Origin of the sequence: Mycobacterium sp. DL (assembly GCF_039729195.1) — a bacterium.
Lineage (GTDB): Bacteria > Actinomycetota > Actinomycetes > Mycobacteriales > Mycobacteriaceae > Mycobacterium > Mycobacterium hippocampi_A.
Window position 1 is genome coordinate 1,553,330 of the sequence record NZ_CP155796.1, and the last position, 24,564, is coordinate 1,577,893.

The 24,564-nt window shown below is 67.9% G+C and carries 24 protein-coding genes; 21 read left to right on the forward strand and 3 right to left on the reverse strand.

Going from position 1 to position 24,564, the window contains the following annotated elements; genetic code table 11:
• Positions 1–385: 385 nt before the first annotated feature.
• On the forward strand, positions 386–640 hold the full coding sequence (locus ABDC78_RS07590) for a WhiB family transcriptional regulator (protein WP_178361090.1): 255 nt from the start codon (positions 386–388) through the stop codon (positions 638–640).
• Positions 641–661: 21 nt separating this feature from the next.
• Here ABDC78_RS07590 and ABDC78_RS07595 read toward each other — a convergent pair whose 3' ends face one another.
• Positions 662–1,084, reverse strand: a complete 423-nt coding sequence (locus ABDC78_RS07595) for a metallopeptidase family protein (RefSeq protein ID WP_178361089.1) — start codon at positions 1,082–1,084, stop codon at positions 662–664.
• 131 nt (positions 1,085–1,215) lie between these two features.
• Here ABDC78_RS07595 and ABDC78_RS07600 point away from each other — a divergent pair, with 131 nt between their 5' ends.
• The 4 genes from ABDC78_RS07600 to manA all read left to right on the forward strand — a co-directional run bounded on the left by ABDC78_RS07600 (position 1,216) and on the right by manA (position 5,528).
• Positions 1,216–1,647 (forward strand): DUF3499 domain-containing protein, encoded by a 432-nt coding sequence (locus ABDC78_RS07600; protein WP_178360937.1) that lies wholly within the window; start codon positions 1,216–1,218, stop codon positions 1,645–1,647.
• A gap of 146 nt (positions 1,648–1,793) precedes the next feature.
• Complete coding sequence (locus ABDC78_RS07605; RefSeq protein ID WP_178360936.1) at positions 1,794–3,179, forward strand: phosphomannomutase/phosphoglucomutase; 1,386 nt, start codon at positions 1,794–1,796, stop codon at positions 3,177–3,179.
• Positions 3,180–3,247: 68 nt separating this feature from the next.
• The gene (locus ABDC78_RS07610; protein WP_256736333.1) at positions 3,248–4,297 is read left to right on the forward strand and encodes a TobH protein; all 1,050 of its coding nucleotides are present in this window, start codon (positions 3,248–3,250) and stop codon (positions 4,295–4,297) included.
• 4 nt (positions 4,298–4,301) lie between these two features.
• Positions 4,302–5,528: a mannose-6-phosphate isomerase, class I gene (gene manA, locus ABDC78_RS07615; RefSeq protein ID WP_178360934.1), complete on the forward strand. Its 1,227-nt coding sequence runs from the start codon at positions 4,302–4,304 to the stop codon at positions 5,526–5,528.
• On the opposite strand, the gene ABDC78_RS07620 is transcribed toward manA, so the two are convergent.
• Positions 5,473–6,858: an oxidoreductase gene (locus tag ABDC78_RS07620; protein WP_178360933.1), complete on the reverse strand. Its 1,386-nt coding sequence runs from the start codon at positions 6,856–6,858 to the stop codon at positions 5,473–5,475. The two genes, manA and ABDC78_RS07620, sit on opposite strands and share 56 nt — an antisense overlap.
• Positions 6,859–6,895: 37 nt before the next feature.
• Between ABDC78_RS07620 and ABDC78_RS07625 the strand changes: the two genes are divergently transcribed.
• The 7 genes from ABDC78_RS07625 (at position 6,896) to ABDC78_RS07655 (ending at position 13,261) form a co-directional block, all read left to right on the forward strand.
• Positions 6,896–8,440, forward strand: a complete 1,545-nt coding sequence (locus tag ABDC78_RS07625; protein ID WP_178360932.1) for an amino acid permease — start codon at positions 6,896–6,898, stop codon at positions 8,438–8,440.
• Positions 8,441–8,762: 322 nt separating this feature from the next.
• Complete coding sequence (locus tag ABDC78_RS07630) at positions 8,763–9,938, forward strand: alkane 1-monooxygenase (RefSeq protein WP_256736332.1); 1,176 nt, start codon at positions 8,763–8,765, stop codon at positions 9,936–9,938.
• A 2-nt stretch (positions 9,939–9,940) separates the two neighbouring features.
• A complete protein-coding gene (locus tag ABDC78_RS07635) occupies positions 9,941–10,102 on the forward strand; it encodes a rubredoxin (protein WP_178360930.1) in 162 nt (53 codons plus the stop codon).
• 89 nt (positions 10,103–10,191) lie between these two features.
• A complete protein-coding gene (locus tag ABDC78_RS07640) occupies positions 10,192–10,377 on the forward strand; it encodes a rubredoxin (protein ID WP_178360929.1) in 186 nt (61 codons plus the stop codon).
• A gap of 169 nt (positions 10,378–10,546) precedes the next feature.
• Positions 10,547–11,167, forward strand: a complete 621-nt coding sequence (locus ABDC78_RS07645) for a TetR family transcriptional regulator (protein ID WP_347133365.1) — start codon at positions 10,547–10,549, stop codon at positions 11,165–11,167.
• A 119-nt stretch (positions 11,168–11,286) separates the two neighbouring features.
• Positions 11,287–12,750, forward strand: a complete 1,464-nt coding sequence (gene ahcY / locus ABDC78_RS07650) for an adenosylhomocysteinase (protein ID WP_178360927.1) — start codon at positions 11,287–11,289, stop codon at positions 12,748–12,750.
• 1 nt (position 12,751) lies between these two features.
• The gene (locus ABDC78_RS07655) at positions 12,752–13,261 is read left to right on the forward strand and encodes a hypothetical protein (protein ID WP_347133366.1); all 510 of its coding nucleotides are present in this window, start codon (positions 12,752–12,754) and stop codon (positions 13,259–13,261) included.
• Here the strand turns inward: ABDC78_RS07655 and ABDC78_RS07660 are convergent.
• Positions 13,258–15,765: an alpha/beta hydrolase gene (locus tag ABDC78_RS07660; protein WP_256736306.1), complete on the reverse strand. Its 2,508-nt coding sequence runs from the start codon at positions 15,763–15,765 to the stop codon at positions 13,258–13,260. The two genes, ABDC78_RS07655 and ABDC78_RS07660, sit on opposite strands and share 4 nt — an antisense overlap.
• A 92-nt stretch (positions 15,766–15,857) precedes the next feature.
• Between ABDC78_RS07660 and ABDC78_RS07665 the strand changes: the two genes are divergently transcribed.
• The 9 genes from ABDC78_RS07665 (at position 15,858) to raiA (ending at position 24,473) form a co-directional block, all read left to right on the forward strand.
• Positions 15,858–16,496, forward strand: a complete 639-nt coding sequence (locus tag ABDC78_RS07665; RefSeq protein WP_178360926.1) for a dTMP kinase — start codon at positions 15,858–15,860, stop codon at positions 16,494–16,496.
• A 67-nt stretch (positions 16,497–16,563) separates the two neighbouring features.
• Positions 16,564–17,256, forward strand: coding sequence for a hypothetical protein (locus tag ABDC78_RS07670; protein WP_256736305.1), 693 nt, complete (start codon positions 16,564–16,566; stop codon positions 17,254–17,256).
• Positions 17,257–17,291: 35 nt separating this feature from the next.
• The gene (locus ABDC78_RS07675; RefSeq protein ID WP_178360925.1) at positions 17,292–17,900 is read left to right on the forward strand and encodes a sensor domain-containing protein; all 609 of its coding nucleotides are present in this window, start codon (positions 17,292–17,294) and stop codon (positions 17,898–17,900) included.
• Between the two features lie 128 nt (positions 17,901–18,028).
• On the forward strand, positions 18,029–18,715 hold the full coding sequence (gene mtrA, locus ABDC78_RS07680) for a two-component system response regulator MtrA (RefSeq protein ID WP_178360924.1): 687 nt from the start codon (positions 18,029–18,031) through the stop codon (positions 18,713–18,715).
• Between the two features lie 64 nt (positions 18,716–18,779).
• Positions 18,780–20,435, forward strand: a complete 1,656-nt coding sequence (gene mtrB, locus ABDC78_RS07685) for an MtrAB system histidine kinase MtrB (RefSeq protein WP_178360923.1) — start codon at positions 18,780–18,782, stop codon at positions 20,433–20,435.
• Positions 20,435–22,195, forward strand: a complete 1,761-nt coding sequence (gene lpqB / locus ABDC78_RS07690; protein WP_178360922.1) for an MtrAB system accessory lipoprotein LpqB — start codon at positions 20,435–20,437, stop codon at positions 22,193–22,195. The genes mtrB and lpqB overlap by 1 nt, the downstream gene beginning before the upstream one ends.
• A 59-nt stretch (positions 22,196–22,254) precedes the next feature.
• Entirely contained in the window at positions 22,255–22,677 is a 423-nt protein-coding gene (locus ABDC78_RS07695; protein WP_256736304.1) for a Rieske (2Fe-2S) protein, read from the forward strand.
• Positions 22,678–22,876: 199 nt separating this feature from the next.
• Positions 22,877–23,506 carry a ComF family protein gene (locus ABDC78_RS07700; protein ID WP_178360921.1) on the forward strand — a complete coding sequence of 210 codons (630 nt, stop codon included), beginning with the start codon at positions 22,877–22,879 and terminating at the stop codon, positions 23,504–23,506.
• A gap of 325 nt (positions 23,507–23,831) precedes the next feature.
• Complete coding sequence (gene raiA, locus ABDC78_RS07705; protein WP_347133483.1) at positions 23,832–24,473, forward strand: ribosome-associated translation inhibitor RaiA; 642 nt, start codon at positions 23,832–23,834, stop codon at positions 24,471–24,473.
• The last annotated feature ends 91 nt before the right edge of the window (positions 24,474–24,564 follow it).

The following is a 24,564-nucleotide window of genomic DNA, read 5'->3' on the forward strand; positions in this document are numbered from 1 at the left end:
GGTGATAGACACGCCACAGCGCGACGCGCCGAAATCCGGTTACGGAATGGTATGAATTCCTGTTCTAGCGCTTGACCGATGCAGCTAACGCGTGTGTAATCACACCAGTGTCATTTCGCGGTTGGCCGGCCGGTTGCAGTGTCGCAGACCGAGATTCGATCACTTGTTCGAATTGAGAAGGCAACACTCGCAAAAGTGGGGCCGGCATACACGGATCTACGAGTTCAGTGAGGAGGGGAAAATGATTTACGAGCAGGCGGATTTCGGCAATTCCATCCAGTTCGACAGCAGGCTCCTCGGCTCGGTAGGAAGTGCACCGCACATCCAGACCGGGCCGGCACCCATCGCAGGGGGAGGGCGTCCACAGTTGAGCCTGGTGCCCGGTATGCCCGATCAGATCGAGGGCGACCAGGAAACTCTGGAAGACCAATGGCAGGAGCGCGCGCTGTGCGCTCAGACCGACCCTGAGGCGTTCTTTCCCGAGAAGGGCGGTTCGACTCGCGAGGCCAAGCGGATCTGCATGGGCTGCGAAGTGCGTGACGAGTGCCTCGACTACGCGCTCGCCCACGACGAGCGCTTCGGCATCTGGGGCGGATTGTCCGAGCGGGAGCGCCGGCGCATCAAGCGCGGCATCATCTGACAGGTCTCCGCAGCGAGACCTCTAATCCTCGTCCAGCGTCGGGTCGATCACGGACGGTTCGACGCCCAGATAGGTGGCGACCTGCGCCACCAGCAGTTCGTGCAGCAGCTCGATCATCTCGATGGTGTCCTTAGCCCGTCGTTCGATCGGCTTGCGGAACAACACAATTCGTGCCCGCGTGGAGTTGCCGCGGACGTCGACCCCCGCGGGGATGAGCCTCGCCAGCGCGATCGGGCCGTCGGCGACCACCTCGGGTGGCCACTGCACACTCTCGGGGTCCTTCGGCGAGATGCGGGGGATCTCGTCGACGGCGACGTCCAGCGTCGACACCCGCTCGTGCCAGCGTCGCTCGATCGGTTCGTAGGCCTCCAGGACCGCCATGTCGAAACGCTCCGCGCGGCTGCGCCAGCCCGGCACGGTCGGTGGGAGCAGCGGGCCGCGCATCTCACGGCCCCGCCGCGAGCCCCGGTGGTTGAGCCCGGTCACAGAAAAGATCGTAACGGTTGGGATTCGGCGGTCCTGTGGCTGCGCGTGTCCGGCGGCATCCGGACGATTCTGCACGCTAACCTCTCGCTGTGAATGTTCCCCGTCGCTGCTGCAGGCCTGGGTGCCCTCACTATGCGGTCGCGACGTTGACGTTCGTCTATTCCGACTCGACGGCCGTAGTGGGGCCGCTGGCCACCGTGTCCGAGCCGCACTCGTGGGATCTGTGTGTTCTGCATGCCGGCCGGATCACCGCGCCGCGCGGCTGGGAGCTCGTTCGCCACGCCGGCCCGCTGCCGTCGCATCCCGACGATGACGACCTCGTCGCGCTTGCCGACGCCGTGCGCGAGGGCCGGGACGGCGCCACGGTCGGAGGGTCGACCGCGCCCCGGTTCACCAACGGCTTCACCGATCCGGTGACCGGCGCCCACGGCGGGGCACTGATGGCGCCGCCGGCCCACCGACCCGAGACCAACGGTCGCCGCCGCGGGCATCTGCGGGTGCTGCCCGACCCCACCGACTGACTTCATTTTCGCCGAAACGGTATTCCACGCGCTGTTCGCTCGGGATTTCGCGCGTGGAATACCGTTTCGGCGGGAAGTGAGCGCCGTGGAGGTCGGGGCTGACGGCTAGGCTTACGGCAACAGTCCATCTGTGTTCAAGGAGCCCTATGTCCAGGCCCGCCGCGGCGGTACAGCGCGTCATCAAGGCTTACGACGTGCGCGGACTCGTGGGCGAGGAAATCGACGAGCAATTCGTCTCCGAAGTCGGGTCGGCGTTTGCCAGGCTGGTCGGCGACGGCGCCCGGCAGGTGGTCATCGGGCACGACATGCGGGAGAGTTCGCCGTCGCTGGCCAATGCCTTCGCCGAGGGCGTGGTGGCCCAGGGACTCGACGTGGTGCACATCGGGCTGGCATCCACCGATCAGCTCTACTTCGCCTCCGGCCTGATGGACTGCCCCGGCGCGATGTTCACCGCCAGCCACAACCCCTCGGCCTACAACGGCATCAAGCTGTGCCGCGCCGGCGCCAAACCGGTCGGCAAGGACACCGGTCTGACCACGATCAGCGACGAGGTCATCGCGGGCGTCCCCGACTACGACGGCCCGCGCGGCGCCATCTCCGAGCGCGACGTACTGGCCGACTACGGCGATTTCCTGCGGACCCTGGTCGACATCGGCGCCCAGCGAACGCTGAAGGTCGCCGTCGACGCCGGCAACGGCATGGCCGGCCACACCGCCCCGGCGGTGCTCGGCCCGATCTCGTCGATCACGCTGTCGCCGCTGTTCTTCGAACTCGACGGCACGTTCCCCAACCACGAGGCCAATCCGCTGGAACCGGCCAACCTCGTCGACCTGCAGGCCTTCGTGCTGGAGACCGGTGCGGACATAGGGTTGGCGTTCGACGGCGACGCCGACCGGTGCTTCGTCGTCGACGAGAAGGGCCGGGCGGTCTCGCCATCGGCGGTGACTGCGTTGGTCGCCGCACGGGAACTGCAGCGTGAGATCGGTGCGACGATCATCCACAACCTGATCACCTCACGCGCGGTACCCGAACTGGTCGCCGAGCGTGGCGGCACCGCCGTGCGCGCCCGCGTCGGGCACTCCTACATCAAGGGGTTGATGGCCGAGACCGGAGCGATCTTCGGCGGCGAGCACTCCGCGCACTACTACTTCCGCGACTTCTGGGGTGCCGACTCCGGCATGCTCGCCGCACTGCACGTCCTCGCCGCCCTGGGTGAGCAGGACCGCCCGCTGTCGGATCTGATGGCCGACTACCAGCGCTACGAGGCGTCCGGGGAGATCAACTACACCGTTGCCGACGCGCCGGCCATCGTGGACGCCGTGCTGCAGGGATTCAGCAGTCGGGTGCACGCGATCGATCACCTCGACGGAGTGACCGTCGACCTCGGCGACGGGACCTGGTTCAACCTGCGCATGTCCAACACCGAGCCTTTGCTGAGGCTCAATGTCGAGGCACGCACCCCCGAAGCGGTCGCCGCGATCGTCGACGAAGTCGCCGGCCATGTGTCCGCGGGCGCAAAGGAATTGACGTGAGCGCCGGCCCGATATCGGCCTCGGCTGTGGACATCGACGACGCCGCGGGACTTCTGGAAGCCGATCGGATGGGTTTGCTGCGTGCGGCCTCGATGGCCGGCGCTCAGGTGCGGGCCATCGCGGCCGCAGTCGAGGAGGGGGAACTCGAAGCGGTCCGGTCGGACTCACCGCCACGCACGGTGGTGTGGGTGGCCGGCCGGGGCAACGCCGAGAACGCCGGGGCGATGCTCGCCGCCGCGCTCGGCGGATCGATCGGCGCGCCGCTCGTCGTCGCCTACGAGGCGCCACCGTGGATCGGCGCCCTCGACGTGCTGATCGTCGCAGGTGACGACGCCGGCGATCCCGCTCTGGTCTCCGCTGCCGCGATGGGTGTGCGTCGCGGCGCACGCGTCATCGTGGTGGCCCCCTACGAGGGACCGCTGCGTGACGCCACCGCCGGCCGTTCGGTGGCGCTGCCACCGCGCCTGCCGGTGCCCGAGGACTTCACCATGGTCCGCTACCTGGCCGCCGGGCTGGCGGCGTTGCAGGCGATCTTCCCCGGCAACCCGGTGGACCTCGCGGCGCTGGCCGACGAACTCGACGCCGAAGCGTTCCGAAACAGTGCGGGCCACGAGGTGTTCACCAACCCGGCGAAGAGCCTGGCCGAACGGATGTCGGGCCGCGACGTCGTGTTCGCCGGTGACACCCCGGCGTTCGTGGCGCTGGCCCGGCACGCCAGCACCGTGATGCTCCGCGTCGCCCACCAGACGGTGGCCTCTGTCGGCCTGGCGGACGCGCTGGTGGCGATCGGAACGGGCTGGGGCCGCGACTCCGGCGGCGGGTCGATCTTCCACGACGAGGAACTCGACGGACCGCTGCCGCAGCGGACCCGCACCATCGTGCTGACCACCGACGCCGACCGGCCCGCAGTCACCTCGAGGCTGATGGGTTTCGACGACGTATATGTGGTCAACTCCAACGACGTGCCGGACGGCGCGGACGTGGCGGGTACGCGGGAGGATCAAATCGTGCGGGGTTCAGCACCTAGGCCCGGAATCGGGCGTCCCGAACAACAATTGGCGCTGCTGGCGGTCCGCATCGAGATGGCGGCGGTATACCAGCGGCTGGTGCGAGGTTGAGCACGTGCATCTGCTGAGGGGAGCGGTGCGTACCTATGCCTGGGGTTCGCGGACCGCGATCGCCGAGTTCACCGGAGCGCCCAGCCCGACCCCGCACCCCGAGGCCGAACTGTGGTTCGGCGCGCACCCACATGACCCGGCGTGGCTGCAGACCGACGACGGTGAGCACTCCCTGCTCGAGGCTTTGCGCACCGACCCCGACGGTGAACTGGGCCCGGTGCTGCGGGGGAGATTCGGCGACACCCTGCCGTTCCTGCTGAAGGTGCTGGCCGCCGACGAGCCGTTGTCGTTGCAGGCACACCCGAGCACCGAGCAGGCGGTCGAGGGCTTCGCGCGCGAGGACCGCCAAGGCATCCCCGTTTCGGCGCCCATCCGCAACTACCGCGACCGCAGCCACAAACCCGAACTGCTGGTGGCGCTCGGGCCGTTCGAGGCGCTCGCCGGGTTCCGCCCCGCCGCACGAACCGTGGAGCTGATGCAGGCGATCGCCCCCGGGGTGCTGCAGCCGTTCATCCACCTGCTGTCCGGCCAGTCCGACGCCGACGGGTTGCGGGCCCTGTTCACCACCTGGATCACCTGCCCGCAGCCCGATCTCGACAAGCTGGTGCCCGCGGTGCTCGATGGCGCCATCACCTACGTGCGCTCCGGCGCCCACGAGTTCGACGCCGAAGCAAGGACGGTGCTCGAGCTCGGCGAGCGGTACCCCGGTGACGCCGGCGTCCTGTGCTCGCTGCTGCTGAACAGGGTGACGCTGGCTCCAGGCGAAGGCATCTATCTGCCCGCCGGGAATCTGCACGCCTACCTGCAGGGGGTCGGCATCGAGGTGATGGCCAACTCCGACAACGTTTTACGGGGTGGGCTGACGCCCAAGCACGTCGACGTTCCCGAACTGCTGCGGGTGCTCGATTTCCGTCCGGCTCACGACGTCGTCGTCCGGCCCGAATCCTTTAGGGACGGAGCTGAACTCGTGTACGACACGCCCGCACCGGAATTCGAGGTGTCGGTGCTCCAGATCGACGGGGAGCTTCTCGGCCACGAGATCGACGCACCCACCCGCCACGACGGCCCGCAGATCCTGCTGTGCACCGAAGGCGCGGCGACGGTGCACGCCAAGACGAGTGCGGTGGTCCTCGAACGCGGCGCGGCGGCGTGGGTGGGCGCCGACGACGGTCCGATCAGGTTGGACGCCCGGCAGACGACGCGACTGTTTCGCGTGACCGTCGGGATCTAGACCGTTTCTCAGCGGCCCACAACCGCATGTTGTGCCGCACCGTGCGGCCGACCAGCTTGGCCGACGGCACCATCCACAGGCTGTCCAGCAGACTGAATCGACGCAGAAACCATTCCGCCAGAACGGGATCGGTCTCCGCGGCGCCGAGGAACTGGTCGAACAGCGAACCGACCGGCCGGTACCAGCGCGGCATCGGACCGGTCGCGCCGTGCAACGTCAGATCGCCGACCGCGTTCATCGTCCACACCGGATAGGTGGTCTTGGCGGTGGCCTTGCTCAAGGTCCGGAACAGGTCGTCGTTCGGTGTCTGCAGCGCGCTCCGCAGGTGGCCGGCCTGGATCGACGTCATCGTCATGCCCTGGCCGTAGGTCGGATTGAAGCTCACCACCGCGTCGCCGAACGGGACGATCCCCTCGGGGAAACGCTCCATCTGGTCGTAGCGGCGCCACCTGCTGGTCGGGTACTTGTGCACCGCGATCGGCCCGAGGGGCTCACCCTGGCGCAACGCGCTGCTGACGTGTTCGGGAAGAATCTCGTCGGCCAACGCGCACATCTCGTCGAAATTCGCCGGCGGAGCGACCTTTCCCGTGCCGAAGGTCGTCACACCCCAGTTGCCGTCCTCGTAGAAGAGCATCCCCAACCCGACCGGGTGCTCCCGGGACGCGCCTGCGACCACAACCTTCTCCCTGAGCAGTCCCTCGGGGATGTGCACCTGGTGGGTGGCGTAATCGATCCCCACGTCGACGGTGTCCTCGCGAGGACGGTCGAAGCCCCACTGGGCCAACCACACCGGGAGACGAGTGCCCCGGCCGGCGGCATCCACGACGAGGTCGGCGTCGACGGTCTGGCCGTCGGCGGTCCTGACCCCGGTGACCCGGTGGCCGTCGAACACCGGCTCGTCGACGGCCTCCCGGACCAGCGTCACGTTGTCGATCGCCAAGGCCCGCTGCCGGATCTGCCATTCCAGGTGCGGGCGACTCGGCACGTAGGCGGTGAACTCGTCCTGCAGCGTGTGCTGGGTCCCCAGCAGGTGCCCGGCCGCGCCGAAGGAGATGCAGTCGGGCCGGTTCTCCAGAATCGGCACACCCGCGGCGACCATGTCGTCGAGCAGTCCGGGAAAGAGACCTTCGAACTCCTGGGCGCCGCGCGCCATCAGCAGGTGCACATGCCGGCCCTGTGGAACCGCGGTGCGATTCGCCGGCACGTCGGGCAGTTCGTCGCGCTCGTAGACCGTGACCCGGTCGTAGAAATCCGACAGCACCCGGGCAGCGCACAGCCCCGCGAGGCTGGCACCGATCACGATCGCGTGTTTATCACTCTGATGACCCATCGGGCCTTTACGTTAGCCGGTACATTCCGCTGAAAACATGACGAAAAGAGGACGGCCGGTGGCTCAGGACCCGATCGCGCAGTCGACCAGCAGGTGGCGGACGAAATCGGTGGAGCAGTCGATCTCCGACACCGACGAGCCCGGCACCCGGCTGCGCAAGGACCTGAACTGGTGGGACCTGACTGTTTTTGGGGTCTCCGTGGTGATCGGCGCGGGCATCTTCACGATCACCGCCTCCACGGCCGGCAACATCACCGGCCCCGCGATCTCGATCTCCTTCATCTTCGCCGCCATCGCCTGCGGGCTGGCCGCGCTGTGCTACGCCGAGTTCGCCTCGACCGTGCCGGTCGCGGGCAGTGCGTACACGTTCTCCTACGCGACGTTCGGGGAGTTCGTGGCGTGGATCATCGGCTGGGACCTGATCCTCGAGTTCGCGGTCGCGGCGGCCGTCGTCGCCAAGGGCTGGTCGAGCTACCTCGGCACGGTCTTCGGCTTCGGCGGCGGCATCGCCGACGTGGGCGGGTTGGAACTCGACTGGGGCGCCCTGCTGATCATCACGTTCGTCACGGCGATCCTGGCGTACGGAACCAAGCTGTCCGCGGGGGTGAGCCTGGCCGTCACCACCCTCAAGGTCGCGGTGGTGCTGCTGGTGGTGTCGGTGGGCGCGTTCTACATCAAGGCGGAGAACTATTCGCCGTTCATCCCGCCCGCCGAAGCCGGCGGCGACGGGGCCAGCGGGGCTGAGCAGTCGCTGTTCTCGCTGATCACCGGCGCCGAAGGCAGCAACTACGGCTGGTACGGGTTGCTGGCCGGCGCCTCGATCGTGTTCTTCGCGTTCATCGGATTCGACATCGTCGCCACCACCGCGGAGGAGACCAAGAACCCGCAGCGCGACATCCCCCGCGGCATCCTGGCCTCGCTGGGCATCGTCACCGTCCTCTACGTCGCGGTCGCCGTGGTGCTCTCGGGCATGGTCAATTACACCGAGTTGCGCGACTCCGAATCGCCCAACCTCGCGACCGCGTTCGCGCTCAACGGCGTCGACTGGGCGGCGAAGGTGATCTCGATCGGGGCGCTGGCGGGGCTGACGACCGTCGTGATCGTGCTGGTGCTCGGGCAGACGCGGGTGTTGTTCGCGATGTCGCGCGACGGTCTGCTGCCCCGTCAGATGGCCAAGACAGGCAAGCGCGGAACCCCGGTGCGGATCACCTTGCTCGTCGGGTTCGTGGTGGCGGTGACGGCCACGATCTTCCCGATCGGCAACCTCGAGGAGATGGTGAACATCGGCACGCTGTTCGCCTTCGTGATGGTGTCGGCCGGTGTCATCGTGCTGCGGCGGACCCGGCCCGACCTCAAGCGTGGCTTCCGGACGCCGTTCGTGCCGGTGCTGCCGATCCTGGCGATCATCGCGTGCGTGTGGCTGATGCTGAACCTCACCGGGCTGACCTGGATGCGGTTCGGCATCTGGATGGCCATCGGCGTGGTCGTCTACTTCGTCTACGGCCGCCGGCACTCGATGGTCGGCCGCCGCGCCGCCGCCGCTTCGTCTTCGTCTTCGTCGGCGGATTCGGCCTCCTCCTAGTTCCGCGAGGGCGCGCTAGTTCCGCGAGGGCGCGCGTCTGCACGCCGACACGCCGCACCTAGCGGCATTTTGCGCGCGCTCGCCACGGACGAGCGCGCGCTCCCGTACGCAACACGCCGCGTGAGGGCGTGCAAACACGCGCGCTCGCGGAACATGGCGCTTTGTACAAAACATGTCTTTGTGTCTAGACAAGCGACAAATAGACTTCTATAGTCAACCTCAGTCAGTGATCGCACTCACAGCGAGGAGGCATCGGGTGTCCACCGAAATTTCAGAGATCGACGTCCAGCAGTGGCGGGACAAGAAGCGCTACCTATGGCTGATGGGATTGATCGTGCCCACGGCCGTACTCGTGATGCTGCCGTTGATCTGGGCGTTCAACCAGCTTGGATGGCACGCAGCCGCACAGGTCCCGTTCTGGATCGGGCCGATCCTGGTCTACCTGGTGTTGCCGCTGCTGGACTGGCGCTACGGCCCCGACGGCGAGAACCCGCCCGACGAGGCAGTGGAGCGGCTGGAGAACGACAAGTACTACCGCTACTGCACCTACAGCTTCATCCCGTTCCAGTACCTCACCGTGGTGCTGGGCGCCTACCTGTTCACGGCCTCGGACCTGAGCTGGCTCGGATTCGACGGTTCTCTGGGCTGGCCGGCGAAGATCGGCCTGGCCCTCTCGGTCGGCATGATGGGCGGCGTCGGCATCAACACCGCGCACGAACTCGGCCACAAGAAGGACACCCTCGAGCGTTGGCTGAGCAAGATCACGCTGGCCCAGACCTGCTACGGGCACTTCTTCATCGAGCACAACCGCGGACACCACGTCCGGGTCGCCACGCCGGAAGATCCCGCGTCGGCGCGCTTCGGCGAGACGTTCTGGGAGTTCCTGCCGCGCAGCGTGTGGGGCAGCCTGAAGTCGTCGTGGGAGCTCGAGGCGCAGCGGCTGGACCGCGCCGGCAAGAGCAAGTGGCACTGGTCCAACGACGTGCTCAACGCTTGGGCGATGTCGGTGGCGCTGTACGGCACGCTGATCGCGATCTTCGGTGTGGCGCTCATCCCGTACGTCGTCATCTCGGCGGTCTTCGGCTTCACGCTGCTGGAGACGGTCAACTACCTCGAGCACTACGGGCTGCTGCGGCAGAAGACCGAGAGCGGCCGCTACGTGCGCTGCGCCCCCGAACACAGCTGGAACTCCGACCATCTGGTGACCAACCTGTTCCTGTACCACCTGCAGCGACACAGCGATCACCACGCCAACCCGACACGTCGCTACCAGACGCTGCGCAGCATGAACGGCGCACCGAACCTGCCCAGCGGGTACGCGTCGATGATCGGCCTCACCTACTTCCCGCCGCTGTGGCGCAAGGTGATGGACCACCGCGTCATGGAGCACTACGACGGTGACATCACCAAGGTCAACGTCCACCCGCGCGTCCGCGACAAGGTGCTGGCCAAATACGGAGCCGACGATGAGCGCTCGCGCGAAGCGCAGGAGGTGTGAGCATGAGCGCCTACCGCTGCCCCGGATGTGACTACGTCTATGACGAGGCCAAAGGCGCTCCGCGCGAGGGCTTTCCGCCCGGAACCCAGTGGGACCACGTCCCGGACGACTGGTGCTGCCCCGACTGTGCGGTGCGCGAGAAGGTCGATTTCGAAGTCGCGTAAACCCATGTTGATGCTGCGTTCAGGGCGGGAAAGTGCGAGTGAACCCCGCCGTGAGTGCAGCCTCAACGCCAAAGGATTGGAGCAATGAAGTGAGCGACGCCTACAAGCTGTTCGTCTGTGTGCAGTGCGGGTTCGAGTACGACGAGGCCAAGGGATGGCCCGAGGACGGCATCGCGCCCGGCACCCGCTGGGACGACATCCCCGAGGACTGGAGCTGCCCGGACTGTGGTGCAGCGAAGTCCGATTTCGAGATGGTCGAGGTCGCGCGGGGATGAGCGCTCAGTCGTCGCCCGTGAGCGCGCGCAGATGTACGCGACTCGCCGAACGGCGACGTGCAAACACGCGCGCTCGCGGGGCAGGGCGCGGGGCGGGCCGCGGGGCAGGGCTCGGGGCGTGACAACGGCCTGGGCGGGCACGACGGCCCGAGGCGATAGTGTCGCGCGTGTGGGCCGCCCCAACGACAAGCGCATCTCCTACGCCGAGGCATCGCGAGTGCTGCTGCGCGACTCGATCCTCGACGGCATGCGCGAGATGTTGCTGGCCCGCGACTGGTCCTCGATCACGCTGTCCGATGTCGCCCGGGCGGCCGGCATCAGCCGCCAGACCATCTACAACGAGTTCGGCTCGCGGCACGGTCTGGCCCAGGGATACGCCCTGCGTCTGGCGGACCGGCTCGTCGACCAGATCCACGGCGCCATCAACGACAACGTCGGCGACGTCTACGCCGCCTTCCTTCAGGGGTTCCGCGACTTCTTCACCGAGTCGTCTGCCGACCCGCTGGTGATCTCACTGCTGACTGGGACCTCGAAGCCCGACCTGCTGCAGATCATCACCACCGACAGCGCACCGATCATCAGCCGGTGCTCGACGCGGCTGACCGAAACGTTCATGTCCAGCTGGGTCCGGGCCAGCGACGAGGACGCCGGAGTGCTGGCCAGGGCCATCGTCCGGCTGGCGATGAGCTACGTGTCCATGCCCCCGGAAGCCGACCACGATGTGGCCCGAGACCTGGCCAGATTGATGTCTCCCTTCGCCGAACGCTACGGTGTTATAGATACTCCTTAGCCGGCAGAGCGCCTGAGCGCCTGTCCCGCGAGCCCGCAGGCTTTGGGTGTCTTGCATGGATGTCGCCGCTGCACACCCGTGCGCGCACAGGCAATTGTCTACCGAATAAGGGGCTCTACATGACTGCATCACTGACCGCCGATGCCCGCAATGGCATCGACTACAAGGTCGCTGACCTCGAACTTGCCGAGTTCGGCCGCAAAGAGATCCGGCTCGCCGAGCACGAGATGCCGGGTCTGATGGCGCTGCGCCGCGAGTACGCCGACGTGCTGCCGCTCAAGGGCGCACGCGTCTCCGGATCGCTGCACATGACCGTCCAGACTGCCGTGCTGATCGAGACGCTGGTCGCGCTCGGCGCCGAAGTGCGCTGGGCGTCGTGCAACATCTTCTCCACCCAGGACCACGCCGCCGCCGCGACGGTCGTCGGCCCCAACGGAACCGTCGAGGCGCCCAAGGGCGTGCCGGTGTTCGCGTGGAAGGGCGAGACGCTGGAGGAGTACTGGTGGGCCGCCGAGCAGATGCTCACCTGGCCGGGCGAGCCCGCGAACATGATCCTCGACGACGGCGGCGACGCCACCATGCTGGTGCTGCGCGGCGCCGAGTTCGAGAAGGCGGGCGTGGTTCCGCCCGAGGACGACGAGCACTCCGACGAGTACAAGGTGTTCCTGAACCTGCTGCGCCGCTCGATCGAGGCGGACAAATCCAAGTGGACCAAGGTCGCCGAGTCCGTCAAGGGCGTCACCGAGGAGACCACCACCGGTGTGCTGCGGCTGTACCAGTTCGCCGCCGCCGGTGAGCTGTCCTTCCCGGCCATCAACGTCAACGACTCGGTGACCAAGAGCAAGTTCGACAACAAGTACGGCACCCGGCACTCGCTGATCGACGGCATCAACCGCGGCACCGACGTGCTGATCGGCGGTAAGGCCGCGCTGGTCTGCGGTTACGGCGACGTCGGCAAGGGCTGCGCCGAGGCGCTCAAGGCCCAAGGCGCCCGCGTCGCGGTCACCGAGATCGACCCGATCAACGCGCTGCAGGCACTGATGGACGGCTTCGAGGTCAAGACCGTCGAGGAGGCCGTCGGCTGGGCGGACATCATCATCACCGCCACGGGCAACCAGGGCATCATCACCCTCGAGCACATGCGGTCGATGAAGCACCAGGCGATCCTCGGCAACATCGGTCACTTCGACGACGAGATCGAGATGGCCCGCCTCGAGCGTGACCAGAAGGTCCGCCGCATCAACATCAAGCCGCAGGTCGACGAGTTCATCTTCGAAGACGGCCATTCGATCATCGTGCTGAGCGAAGGCCGCCTGCTGAACCTCGGCAACGCGACCGGCCACCCGTCGTTCGTGATGAGCAACAGCTTCTCCAACCAGGTCATCGCGCAGATCGAGCTGTGGACCAAGAACGACGAGTACGACAACGAGGTCTACCGCCTGGCCAAGCACCTCGACGAGAAGGTCGCCAAGATCCACGTCGAAGCGCTCGGTGGCTCGCTGACCAAGCTCACCAAGGAGCAGGCCGAGTACATCGGCGTCGACGTCGACGGCCCGTACAAGCCGGAGCACTACCGCTACTGACGTGACCAGGACGAATCGGGCGCGCACACCTACCGTGATGGTCGGTGGGCGCGCCCGATTCTCCGTTGCGCTGCTGGTGATGTCGGCGCTGGCCGGGTGTCAGGCACAGCAGCCCGCGGCGGAGCCCGTCGGCACCGCGCCGCCACCACCGGTGGTGCGCCACGACGTCGCCCCGCTGGCCCAGACCTTCCCGGCGTTGGGCGCCCCGGTGGCGGCGTCCTGGATCTCCTGGCGCAACAACGACGAGTCCTCCAGGCTGAAGTTGGAGTGGCTCGACGCCGTCGTCCAGATCGCCCCCGAGGCGATGGATTCGCTTGTGGCAGAACATGATGCGGAAGAGTCCGGGCAGCAGCCCGCGGTGCAGAAGGTCTTGGAGCCGGACCTGCCGCCGGGGCCGTTCCTCACCGGGGTCGAGCTGAACATGACCTTCGGTGCGGAGCGCAGGAGCACCCGGGTGTTCCTCGACCCACCACGCGACATGGTGGTGCTGCAGTCCAGCATTGCGGGCTAGGCGACCGTCAGCGTCACATATCGCGCCCGATCGCCGGAGTCCAGCAGGCCGAGCTGGCGGTACACATTCGGGCGCCACACCGGTGCCTGCGAGTTGATGAAGAGCCCGCCCAGCGCCCAGCCGTGCATCTGAGCGTCGCCGATGACAAACGTGAAGTCGGCGTCGGGGTCCTGAGACAACAGCTTGTCGCGGAACGCCACCGCGCCCGGATAGAGCTTCTCCAACGTCCCGATGTACACCGCGGTCGGAGGCAGCCCGGTCAGGTCGGCGCTCGAGATCGGGTTCACCCGTGGATCATCCATATCGAGCTCACCGTTGAACTGCGGGCCTTCTCCTGCCGGGCGGCTGGGCAGGATGGGGTCGTCGATGGCGTCGACCTCCGGCCCAGTCAACGTCAGGTGAAGGGCGGGGGAGACGAGCACCATCCGCGACGGGGTCGCCTCGGAGGTGACGCACTGCACGTCAGATCGGCAGCGGCGCAACATCTCCTGCACGGCGAGCATCGCATAGGACCCGCCGGCGGAATCCCCGTACAGGCTGACGTTGTCCACCCCGTGCTCGTCGATGAGCATCGACAGGTAGTCCGCCATCGGCGGCACCAGCGTGGTGGCCGTGCCGTTGTCGCGCGGCGGGGCCAGCGGATAGATCGGCACCAGCACGGTGGCGCCGGTGTCGCGGGCCATCGACGCGTAGTCCGACCAGTGGATGATGTTGGCTTCGGACTCGAATCCGCCGCCGTGCAGGGCCACGACGAACTCGCCCGACGGGCGCGACGGTGCGAGTTCCCATACGGTCCAACCGTTGTAGGTGCGCTCGGTGACGACCAGGTCCGCCACGGTGCCCGGCGGCGGGGCGGTGCTGGTGACCGTGCCCACGATCCCGGTGAACAGTTTGATGCCGGTGACTTCGGAGAACCAGCGCAGCGTGCGCAGGGCCCCGACGACCAGTTGGTCCCCGAACGACGGTGGCGCCGTGACGATCGTTCTGGGGCCGGCGGCGACACTGTCGAGTCCGAGTCGGCGGTAGATGTCGGGACGGACCTGCGGCGCCTGCGAGTTCAGCGGCAGGCCACCCAGCGCCCAGTCGTGGATCTGTCCCTGGCCGACCACCGTGGAGATCGCGCCGCCGGCGGCCGACCACTTCGTGTGCAGCAGCAGAGCGTCGGGCAGCGAGAACTCCAGCGACCCTTGGTAGATCGTCGTCGGAGGGAGGGCGGCGAACACGTCGTCCTCGAAGAACAGTGGGCTGATCAACGGGTCTCCGGGGTCGAGTCCGTCAGCCCAGTGATTATCGGGGACGTAGCCCTCGATGTCGAAGATGGGGTCCTCGATGGTTCGAAGATCCGGATTGGACAGCGACTGATCGGGTGTGATCGACAGCAGGACCATGCTAGCCGGAACGGGTTTGCCGGCCAGGATCAGCTCGCGCACCGCTGCAGGGGCCAACGTGGCGCCCGCCGAATCGCCGTACAGGCTGACGTTTTCGGCGCCGTAGGTGTCGATCTGCTCAGAGATGAACTGCGCCATCGCCGGAACGACCTTGCGTGCTGTGCCCGCCTCGGTCGTCGCCAGCGGGTACATCGGCACGACGACCGTCGCGCCGGTTTCCCGCGCCATGCTCGTGTAGTCGACCCAGTGCATCAGGGTGGGTTTCGAGACGAATCCGCCACCGTGGACGGCGATCACCGTCTTGCCGGTCGGGTTGGGCGGGTGGAATTCCCACACCGTCCAGACGTTGCCCTCGGCCACTGCGAATTCGGTCTCGCGCGTCTGCAACCCGTACTTCACGTACCACGGTGGTCGGCTGCTCTCCAACAGCTTTCCGAGCTGCCCGTAGAGGTCGATCCCAACGAACCTGGAAAAACCCTGCAGCACACGCAGTCCGAACACGGTGATCTGGTCGGAGAAGGTCGGTGCTGCCGTGTAGACGACGGGTGTGGGCGCGACGGTGGAGAGCAGCGCGCTAGTTGTCGACGCCTCCGCGGGCTCCTGCGGCCCAGTCGTGGCGACCTCGGCCTCACGTCGCGGCGCGCCCGGCACGGTCAGCAGCGCGGGTGCGACGGCGGGTGCCGGCAGCGGCTCGGGGTGCTCGGTTGGGCTGACCTCAGTGCGCGCAGCGGGCTCGTCACCGCCGACGTCGACGACCGCCGTGGTGCGGTCGTCCCCGGCCGCATCCTCTTCAGCTGCGTCCTCGGGTTCGGCATCGTCTGCGGGAGCGTCGGTTGCGGGAGTGTCATCGTCTGAAGCAGCGTCGTCTGAAGCAGCGTCGTCGTCTGAATCAGCGTCGTCGGTCTCCTTGTCGCGTTTGACCTCGCGAACCCGGTCGCGCGGGTCGTCGTCGCGGCCTGCCCTCGGGCCGGCGTCGCTGACACTCGTCGAACCGGACTCCGAAGCAGTGTCGTCGGCCGACGCGACTGCACAGCCCACACCCATGTACACCGCCGCTCCCACACCGACCGTGACCGCGAATTCAGCGACCGTGACCGCCCCACCGTTACCCCGCATGAGCAGAACTATCAACGGTAGGACCGGCATTTGGCAACCGCGCGGCCGTTCCGGTTCCGAGGGCGCCGCGTCGGCTCGTTTAGGCTCGCCGAGTGCTCATGGTCATCGAAGGGGTCGACGGCGCCGGAAAGCGGACGCTGACCAACGGGTTACGCGCCGCATTCGAAGCCGACGGCCGTTCTGTGGCCAGCATGGCGTTTCCGCGGTACGCGGTGTCGGTGCACGCCGATCTGGCAGCCGAAGCCCTCCACGGCGCGCACGGCGACCTGGCCGAGTCGGTGTACGCGATGGCAGTGCTGTTCGCGATGGACCGCGCCGGCGCGCGCGACGAGATCGCGCGGCTCACGGCGCAGAACTCGGTGGTCATCCTGGACCGCTATGTCGCGTCGAACGCGGCGTACAGCGCCGCCCGTCTGCACCAGGGCGCCGACGGTGATGCGGTGGCGTGGGTGCGCGACCTCGAATACGGGCGGCTGCAGCTACCCGTCCCGGACTGGCAGGTGCTGCTGGACGTCCCGACGGAACTGGCGGCGCAGCGGGCGGTCGATCGGGCGGCTCAGGATTCCGACCGGGCGCGCGATGCGTACGAAAGGGACGACGGCCTGCAGCAACGCACCTCCGCGGTGTACGGCGAGTTGGCGGCGGCGGGCTGGGGCGGGCCGTGGGTGGTGGTGCCCCCCGACGTCGACGCCGGGGCGCTCGCGAGGAAATTGACGGCGCCTGCGTCGTAAGCAGGACGAAACGCCTCGACGGCACTACTGTCCTACCTGGGGGAAGTACAACGTTCCGGGGGGATCAATGGCTGTTCGCATTCATTCGTACGCCGACCTGCTGACGATGCTGGACGAACTCGTTCACGACATGAAGTCGGCGAGCGAGCAGTTCGACCAGGGTCGGCTCGTCGAGGCGACCACGCTCGCCACCCACATCCGCAAACTGGTCCATCAGTGCGACGAGTCGGATGCGTTGATCGATCAGCTCGGCCTGCAGGGGCAGCTCACCTGGGTCGACACCGCCGGTGTTCCGAATCCCAAGACCACGTCGTCGTCCGCCTGCCTGACGCTGATGAAAGTGTGCAGCGGAGCGCGCCGCCATGCCGAGTACGTTCCGAAGCTCGGGATGTACCCGCCTGCGCCGATACGCACCAGGGACGGCGGGAGCATCGAGCGGGGATCACGAATCTCGTTCGACCACTGGTGGACCAACCCGGTGGTGAAGGACTACGACGGGATGGTGTTCTCCCGCAAGCAACTCGTACTCGCGCTGGCGCGCTACGGATGTGACACCGCCGACGACGCCGAGACGGCGGCAGCCTGCGAGACCCTGCATTCCAGCCGATCGCTGCGGTGGGTCGTGTCCGGCCAGAAAGTCTGGGCGTCAACAGCTCTCGAGTCGAACCCGGTGATGGCCAGCATCCGACAGATCGGCTACGAGACGCTCCAGACGATCCGTCAGCAGCGCGACATCATCGAGGGCACCCTCGCCGCCTGAGGCGGGCGGTCGTCGCCGCTGGCAGGATTCGCCACGTGACGCGCCGAACACTGATCCTGGCCTGCTGCGCCTCTCTGGTGGTGGCCGGTTGCCAGCGCTCGGTCGACGGCGCCTCGGCACCCGCCGCCGGTTTCGAGTCGCTGCCGCTCACCGTGCAGGACGTCAGGGAGATCAGCGGATTCGACGGGTTCGCCCGCGTGGCCGACGACGACCGGATCGTCCCCGACACCGCCACCCCGGAGGGCCCGTGCCGTGCGCTGTTCGACCAGGGGGTGGCCTTCGGTGACAACCGCGTCGACATCCGCACCGTCGAGGACGAGGGCGATCTGGACGCGGGGAACCCGGCGCCGCTGATCACCTCGGCCATCCAGACCGTCGTGACGTATGCCGACAGAGACCGCGCGCGGGACGCGTTCGACCGCCGCCTGGAGAACATGACCGACTGCGCCGCGCTGAGACTCGACTTCATGGACGGAGTCGTCTCGCAACCTGATCCGACCACGGTCGCCTACGTCCATGACGAGTGGGCGCTGGTATCGGCGGTCAGATCCTCGGTCGTGGTCGACGTGTCGGTGACCGTGCTGCCCGACGCCGAGCAGATCGCCTCGGAAATGACGGCGCGGATCCTCGACCGCATCGACTGACCGGCCTGTCCCGAAACGGCGTTCCCCGGCCGGAATGCCGTCCCCGCGCCGCAATCCAGGCCTCGGTGCCGGTCAACACGCAAATCGTTCGGTGTGGTATCCGAGCTTTATCGCATTCTGGTGACACCATGGACACCATGAGGCAAAGGATCCTGGTCGTTGATGACGACCCTTCGCTCGCCGAGATGCTGACCATCGTGCTGCGCGGTGAGGGCTTCGACACCGCCGTCATCGGTGACGGCACCCAGGCCTTGACGGCCGTGCGTGAACTGCGGCCCGATCTGGTGCTGCTGGATCTCATGCTGCCCGGCATGAACGGCATCGACGTCTGCCGGGTGCTGCGCGCGGACTCCGGCGTCCCGATCGTCATGCTGACCGCCAAGACCGACACCGTCGACGTGGTGCTGGGCCTGGAATCGGGCGCCGACGACTACGTGATGAAGCCGTTCAAGCCCAAGGAACTCGTCGCCCGCGTGCGCGCCCGGTTGCGTCGCAACGAGGACGAGCCCGCCGAGATGCTCTCCATCGCCGACGTCGAGATCGACGTGCCGGCTCACAAGGTCACCCGCCAGGGTGAGCAGATCTCGCTGACCCCGCTGGAGTTCGACCTGTTGGTGGCGCTGGCACGCAAACCCCGTCAGGTGTTTACTCGAGATGTGCTGCTCGAACAGGTGTGGGGTTACCGGCACCCCGCCGACACCCGTTTGGTGAACGTCCATGTCCAGCGTCTGCGGGCCAAGGTCGAAAAGGACCCGGAGAACCCGCAGGTGGTGCTCACCGTTCGAGGAGTGGGATACAAGGCCGGACCTCCGTGATTTTTCACGGCTCAGCCGTGGTCGTGACCTCTCACGGCTCAGCCGTTGTCGCTCGGCGGTGGCCGTGATCTTCAGCTCCAGACGGCGTATCCATCGGCGGTCCGCACCACTGGTCCGCGGACTGGGCGCGCTGGGTCGAGCGCTCGGGTTGGCATGGCGACGTTCGCTGCAGCTGCGCGTGGTCACGCTGACGCTGGGCCTGTCGCTCGCCGTCATCATGGTGCTCGGCTTCGTGCTGACCAGCCAGATCACCGACCGGATTCTCGAGACCAAGGTGCGCGCCGCGACCGAGGAGATCGAACGCGCCCGCACCACCGTCAGCGGCATCGTCGGCGGCGAGGAAACCCGCTCACTGGACAGCAGCCTGCAGCTGGCCCGCAACACCCTGATCGACCGCAAGGCCGACGAGGGTACCGGACTGGCGGGCACCTTCGATGCGGTGCTCATCGTCCCCGGCGACGGTCCGCGGGCGGCCACCGCCGCGGGCCCGGTCGACCAGATCCCCAACGCGCTGCGCGACTTCGTCAACGCCGGCCAGGTCAGCTACCAGTACTCGACGGTGCACACCGACGGCTTCTCCGGACCGGCCCTGATCGTCGGCAGCCCGACATCGTCGCCGGCGGCCAACCTCGAGCTCTACCTGATCTTCCCGCTGAACAGCGAGGAATCCACGATCACGCTGGTCCGCGGGACCCTGGTGACCGGCGCGGTGGTGCTGCTCGGGCTGCTGGCGGCGATCGCGCTGCTGGTGGCCCGCCAGATCGTGCTGCCGGTGCGTTCGGCGTCGCGGATCGCCGAGCGGTTCGCCGAAGGTCACCTGGCCGAGCGGATGCCGGTGCGCGGCGAGGACGACATGGCCCGGCTGGCGGTGTCGTTCAACGACATGGCCGAAAGCCTGCAACGCCAGATCACGCAGCTCGAAGAGTTCGGCAATCTGCAGCGGCGCTTCACCTCCGACGTGAGCCACGAACTGCGCACCCCGCTGACCACGGTGCGGATGGCCGCCGACCTGATCCACGACCACGCCGACGAGCTCGACCCCGCGCTGCGGCGCTCCACCGAGCTGATGGTCAACGAACTGGACCGATTCGAATCGCTGCTCAACGACCTGCTGGAGATCTCGCGCCACGACGCCGGCGTCGCCGAACTGGCCGTCGAGGCCGTCGACCTCCGGGGCATCGTCAAGAGCGCCCTCAACAACGTCGGTCACCTCGCCGAGGACGCCCACGTCGAGCTGATCTTCGACCTCCCCACCGACGACGTCATCGCCGAGGTGGATCCGCGCCGGGTCGAGCGGATCCTGCGCAACCTGATCGCCAACGCCATCGATCACGCCGAGCGCAAACCGGTGCGCATCCGGATGGCCGCCGACGAGGACACCGTCGCGGTCACCGTCCGCGACCACGGCGTCGGGCTGCGGCCCGGCGAGGAGAAGCTGGTGTTCAGCCGGTTCTGGCGGGCCGACCCGTCGCGGGTGCGTCGCTCCGGCGGCACCGGTCTGGGACTGGCGATCAGCATCGAGGACGCCCGGCTGCACCAGGGCCGGCTCGAGGCGTGGGGCGAGCCCGGCAAGGGCGCCTGCTTCCGGTTGACGCTGCCGCTGGTCCGCGGGCACAAAGTGACCAGCAGCCCGCTGCCCGTCAAGCCCATCGAGAGTGCCGCCGGTGCGCCGACCCGACGGCCGACGCGCGACCGCGAACCCGCCGGGGAGAGCGTGTGATGCGTCTCTGGGTTGCCCTCTGGCTGTCCGTCGTCGTGCTCGCCGTCGCCGGTTGCGCCGGGGTGCCCAGCTCGTCATCACCCCAGGCAATCGGGACCGTCGAACGGCCCCCGCCGCCGAGCCTGCCCAAACCCACACCGGGCATGGATCCCGACGTGCTGCTGCGCGAGTTCCTCAAGGCGACCGCCGACCCGTCCAACCGGCATCTGCCCGCCCGCCAGTTCCTCACCGAGTCGGCCTCCAGCACCTGGGACGACGCCGGTAGCGCCCTGCTGATCGACAACGTGGTCTTTGTCGAAACCCGCACCACCGAACGGGTTTCGGTGACCATGCGCGCCGACATCCTGGGCTCGCTGTCGGACATGGGGGTGTTCGAGACAGGGGAGGGCGCGCTGCCCGACCCCGGCCCCATCGAGCTGGTGAAAACCACCGACGGCTGGCGCATCGACCGGCTGCCCAACGGGGTCTTCCTCGACTGGCAGCAGTTCCAGGCGACCTACAAACGCAGCACCCTCTATTTCGCCGATCCGACGGGCAAGACCGTGGTGCCCGATCCGCGCTACGTCGCGGTGTCCGATCCCGACCAGCTGGCCACCGAACTGGTCACCAAGCTGATCGCGGGTCCGCGACCGGAGATGGACAAAACGGTGCGCAATCTGCTGGCCCCGCCGTTGACGCTGCGTGGACCGGTGACGCGCGCCGACGGCGGCCGGGCCGGGGTGGGGCGCGGTTACGGCGGTGCCCGCATCGACCTGGAGAACCTGTCCACCACCGATCCGCAGAGCCGGCAACTCCTTGCGGCGCAGATCATCTGGACGCTTTCCCGGGCCGGCGTCAACGGGCCGTATGTGATCAATGCCGACGGCGCCGCGCTCGACGACCGGTTCGCCGACGGCTGGGACACCGCTGATGTCGCCGCGACCGATCCCGGTGCCGTCGACGGCGCCGCGGCGGGACTGCACGCACTCGTCGGCGGGTCGATGGTGCGATTGGACGGTCAGCGGGCGCCGCGGGTGGCGGGTTCGTTCGGGCAGATGCCGGGGCAGACGGCCGCCGCGCTGTCCCGCGGCGGCCAGCTGGCCGCGTCGATCGTCACCGTGCGCCCCGGCGCTCCCGACATGGCGTCGTCGCTGTGGGTCGGACCGTTGGGCGGCAGTGCTTCCCAGGCGATGGACGGCCGCAGCCTCAGCCGGCCGAGCTGGTCATTGGACGACGCGATCTGGGTCGTCGTCGACGGCATCAACGTGGTGCGTGTCATCCAGGACGCGTCGGGGCAGCCCGCCCGGATCCCCGTCGACTCCACCGCGGTGTCGACCCGCTACCCGGGCCCGATCGCCGATCTGCAACTCTCCCGGGACGGCACCCGCGCGGCGATGGTGATCGAGGGGCGGGTGATCGTCGCAGGCGTCGAACAGACCGAAGGTGGCGGCTACGCGCTGACCTATCCGCGGCGCCTGGGATACGGGTTGCGCGACACCGTGGTGTCGCTGTCGTGGCGCACCGGTGACGACCTCGTCGTCACCCGCACCGATGCCCGGAACCCGGTGGCCTACATCAACATCGACGGCGTGAACTCCGACGGCCCGAGCCGCAATCTGCTGATGCCGGCGACGACGGTGGCGGCCAACCCGTCGGCGGTCTACGTCGCCGACGGCCGCGGGGTCGTCCAACTCTCCGCGTCGTCCGCCGAAGGCGAGCCGGGGTGGACCGAGGTCCGGCCGTTGATGGCGGCGGGTGCGCTGCCAGTGCTGCCGGGCTGACACCCGGACGTGTTGCCGGACAGCCCTCCGGCAGCCAGCCCTACAGAAGAGGTCAGTGGATGAAGATCGACGAGATGCGGGTGCCCCGTAAAACGGTGCTCGCCGGCGCGGGAATCGGCCTGGCGGCCGCCGCGCTGGCCGCCTGTTCCAGTGGCGGGGCCTCCGGCGGTGAGCAGGCCACCGCCTCCGAGTCGCCGGCTGAACCCGAAGCGCTGACCACCACCGCCGAGGTGCCCGTCGGGTCCGGCGTGGTCGTCGGCGAGGTGGTGGTGACCCAGCCCGTGGCCGGCGACTACAAGGCGTTCTCGGCGGTGTGCACGCACAGCGGGTGCCTGATCGATTCGGTCGCCGACGGGACGCTGAACTGTCCGTGCCACGGCAGCAAGTTCAGCCTCGACGGTGAGGTGGTCAACGGCCCGGCCACACGACCGCTGACCGCGGAACCGATCACCGTGCAGGGGGAGTCGATCGTCCTGGGCTGAGCGTCTGGCCTGCTGGTCCCGTCCCGTGGGGCCCGCGTCCCGCCCGTCGCGTCCCGTCCGTCGCGTCCCGCCCGTCGCGTGGGGCCCGCGTCCCGCGAGAGTGAAGCCACGGCTGTGAATTGCGGCGAATTCGCAGCCGGGAACGCTATTCCGCGGAGCCGGGACCGCACATGTCGGACCGCGGCCGCAGACTGACCGCGTGCTCGATCTGGTCATCCCGCTGCAGTGCGGCGGCTGCGGCGCACCCGCCACACCGTGGTGCGCGGTGTGCGACGCAGACCTGACCGTCAAGCCCGACGAGCCACACCTGGTGACCCCGCGACTGGATCCCGGCGTGCCGGTGCTGTCGCTGGGTCGCTACGCAGGACCCCGCCGTCGAGCCGTCGTCGCGGTCAAGGAGCGAGGTCGCGCCGACCTGATCGACCCGCTCGCCGCAGCGCTGCACGTCGCGCTGGAAAACCTGCTCACCTGGGGAGTCCTCGACACCCCGCTCACCCTGGTGCCCGCACCGACGCGGCGGTCGGCGGCCAGGCGTCGCGGCGGCGACCCCGTCACCCGGATGGCCCGGCGTGCCATCGGTGGCCTCCCTGGCCTGACTGTCATGCCTGCGCTGCGCCTCAAGGCGTTCACCCGCGACTCGGTCGGGCTCTCGAGTGCCGACCGGCAGCGCAACATCGCCGGGCGGGTACGGGCCACGGCGCCGGTGCCCGGGCCGGTCGTCCTCGTCGACGACGTGGTGACCACGGGCGCCACCGCGACGGAGTCGGTCCGCGTCCTGCAAACGTGCGGTGCCGAGGTCGTGGCGGTGCTCGCGCTGGCGCATGCGTGAGGATTACTCGCAGATCAATCGCGTGTGAAGACTTGAAAACACGTCTGCCGAATTAGTGGCACGACAGGGTGAACACGGACTACCGTCGGCATCAACCATCCGTGAACACTTCACGGCGGCGTCGAGAACCCCAGGCGCCGGTTATCGCGCCCAGCGGTAGGAGGTGAGTAGTCGACACCTTGCGCCGGCGAGTGGCGCGTACAGGTTCTGCTCCGTCGGCGCGATTTCTTTGATGGCCCGGGCACGCGTATGCGTGCGAACGCGAAGGAGAATCGAGTTGCCAAGTATGTCAAGTCATTCCGTGGAATCAGACAGCACGATGGTGATGGATCCGAACGCCGAGGGATCCCCCGACTCAAGTCCCAACGCCGAGGTGGTGGTCACGGGTCGAAACGTCGAAGTTCCCGACCACTTCCGCAACTACGTCGCGGAGAAGCTGTCCCGCCTGGAACGATTCGACCGCACCATCTATCTCTTCGACGTCGAGCTCTACCACGAGAAGAATCGGCGGCAACGTAAGAACTGTCAGCATGTGGAGATCACGGCTAAGGGTCGCGGGCCGGTCGTGCGGGGCGAGGCCTGCGCCGACAGCTTCTACGCCGCCTTGGAGTCGGCCGCCAGCAAACTTGAGCGGCGGCTGCGAAAGAGCAAGGACCGTCGCAAGATCCACTACGGCGACAAGACCCCGGTCTCACTGCACGAAGCCACCTCGCTCGACCATCTCGACGCGGCGTTCGCGCGGTCGACAGAGCCCGTCGACAGCGATCCGGCCGTCGACGACCATGAGCCCGGGCGGATCGTGCGCACCAAGGAGCACACCGCGACCCCGATGACCGTCGACGACGCGCTCTACGAGATGGAGCTCGTCGGCCACGACTTCTTCCTGTTCCACGACAAGGACAGCGACCGACCATGCGTGGTGTATCGCCGGCACGCCTACGACTACGGCCTGATCAAGCTGGCCTGATCACGCTGGCCTGACCAGTTCCACCTGAGGTCGATCCGGCGCGCGCAGGGACCGTCACGGTCGCCTCGCGCGCCGGATCCACCCGAAGTGC

What these genes read in the sequence shown, in the direction of transcription:
- ABDC78_RS07590 (WP_178361090.1), top strand. Translation starts at nt 386, where the DNA reads ATGCCCGATCAGATCGAGGGCGACCAGGAAACTCTGGAAGACCAATGG.
- ABDC78_RS07595 (WP_178361089.1), bottom strand. Translation starts at nt 1,084, where the DNA reads ATGCGCGGCCCGCTGCTCCCACCGACCGTGCCGGGCTGGCGCAGCCGC.
- ABDC78_RS07605 (WP_178360936.1), top strand. Translation starts at nt 1,794, where the DNA reads ATGTCCAGGCCCGCCGCGGCGGTACAGCGCGTCATCAAGGCTTACGAC.
- ABDC78_RS07610 (WP_256736333.1), top strand. Translation starts at nt 3,248, where the DNA reads ATGGGTTTGCTGCGTGCGGCCTCGATGGCCGGCGCTCAGGTGCGGGCC.
- ABDC78_RS07620 (WP_178360933.1), bottom strand. Translation starts at nt 6,858, where the DNA reads ATGGGTCATCAGAGTGATAAACACGCGATCGTGATCGGTGCCAGCCTC.
- ABDC78_RS07625 (WP_178360932.1), top strand. Translation starts at nt 6,896, where the DNA reads ATGACGAAAAGAGGACGGCCGGTGGCTCAGGACCCGATCGCGCAGTCG.
- ABDC78_RS07630 (WP_256736332.1), top strand. Translation starts at nt 8,763, where the DNA reads ATGGGATTGATCGTGCCCACGGCCGTACTCGTGATGCTGCCGTTGATC.
- ABDC78_RS07635 (WP_178360930.1), top strand. Translation starts at nt 9,941, where the DNA reads ATGAGCGCCTACCGCTGCCCCGGATGTGACTACGTCTATGACGAGGCC.
- ahcY (WP_178360927.1), top strand. Translation starts at nt 11,287, where the DNA reads ATGACTGCATCACTGACCGCCGATGCCCGCAATGGCATCGACTACAAG.
- ABDC78_RS07660 (WP_256736306.1), bottom strand. Translation starts at nt 15,765, where the DNA reads ATGCGGGGTAACGGTGGGGCGGTCACGGTCGCTGAATTCGCGGTCACG.
- ABDC78_RS07670 (WP_256736305.1), top strand. Translation starts at nt 16,564, where the DNA reads ATGGCTGTTCGCATTCATTCGTACGCCGACCTGCTGACGATGCTGGAC.
- mtrA (WP_178360924.1), top strand. Translation starts at nt 18,029, where the DNA reads ATGGACACCATGAGGCAAAGGATCCTGGTCGTTGATGACGACCCTTCG.
- lpqB (WP_178360922.1), top strand. Translation starts at nt 20,435, where the DNA reads ATGCGTCTCTGGGTTGCCCTCTGGCTGTCCGTCGTCGTGCTCGCCGTC.
- ABDC78_RS07695 (WP_256736304.1), top strand. Translation starts at nt 22,255, where the DNA reads ATGAAGATCGACGAGATGCGGGTGCCCCGTAAAACGGTGCTCGCCGGC.
- raiA (WP_347133483.1), top strand. Translation starts at nt 23,832, where the DNA reads ATGGATCCGAACGCCGAGGGATCCCCCGACTCAAGTCCCAACGCCGAG.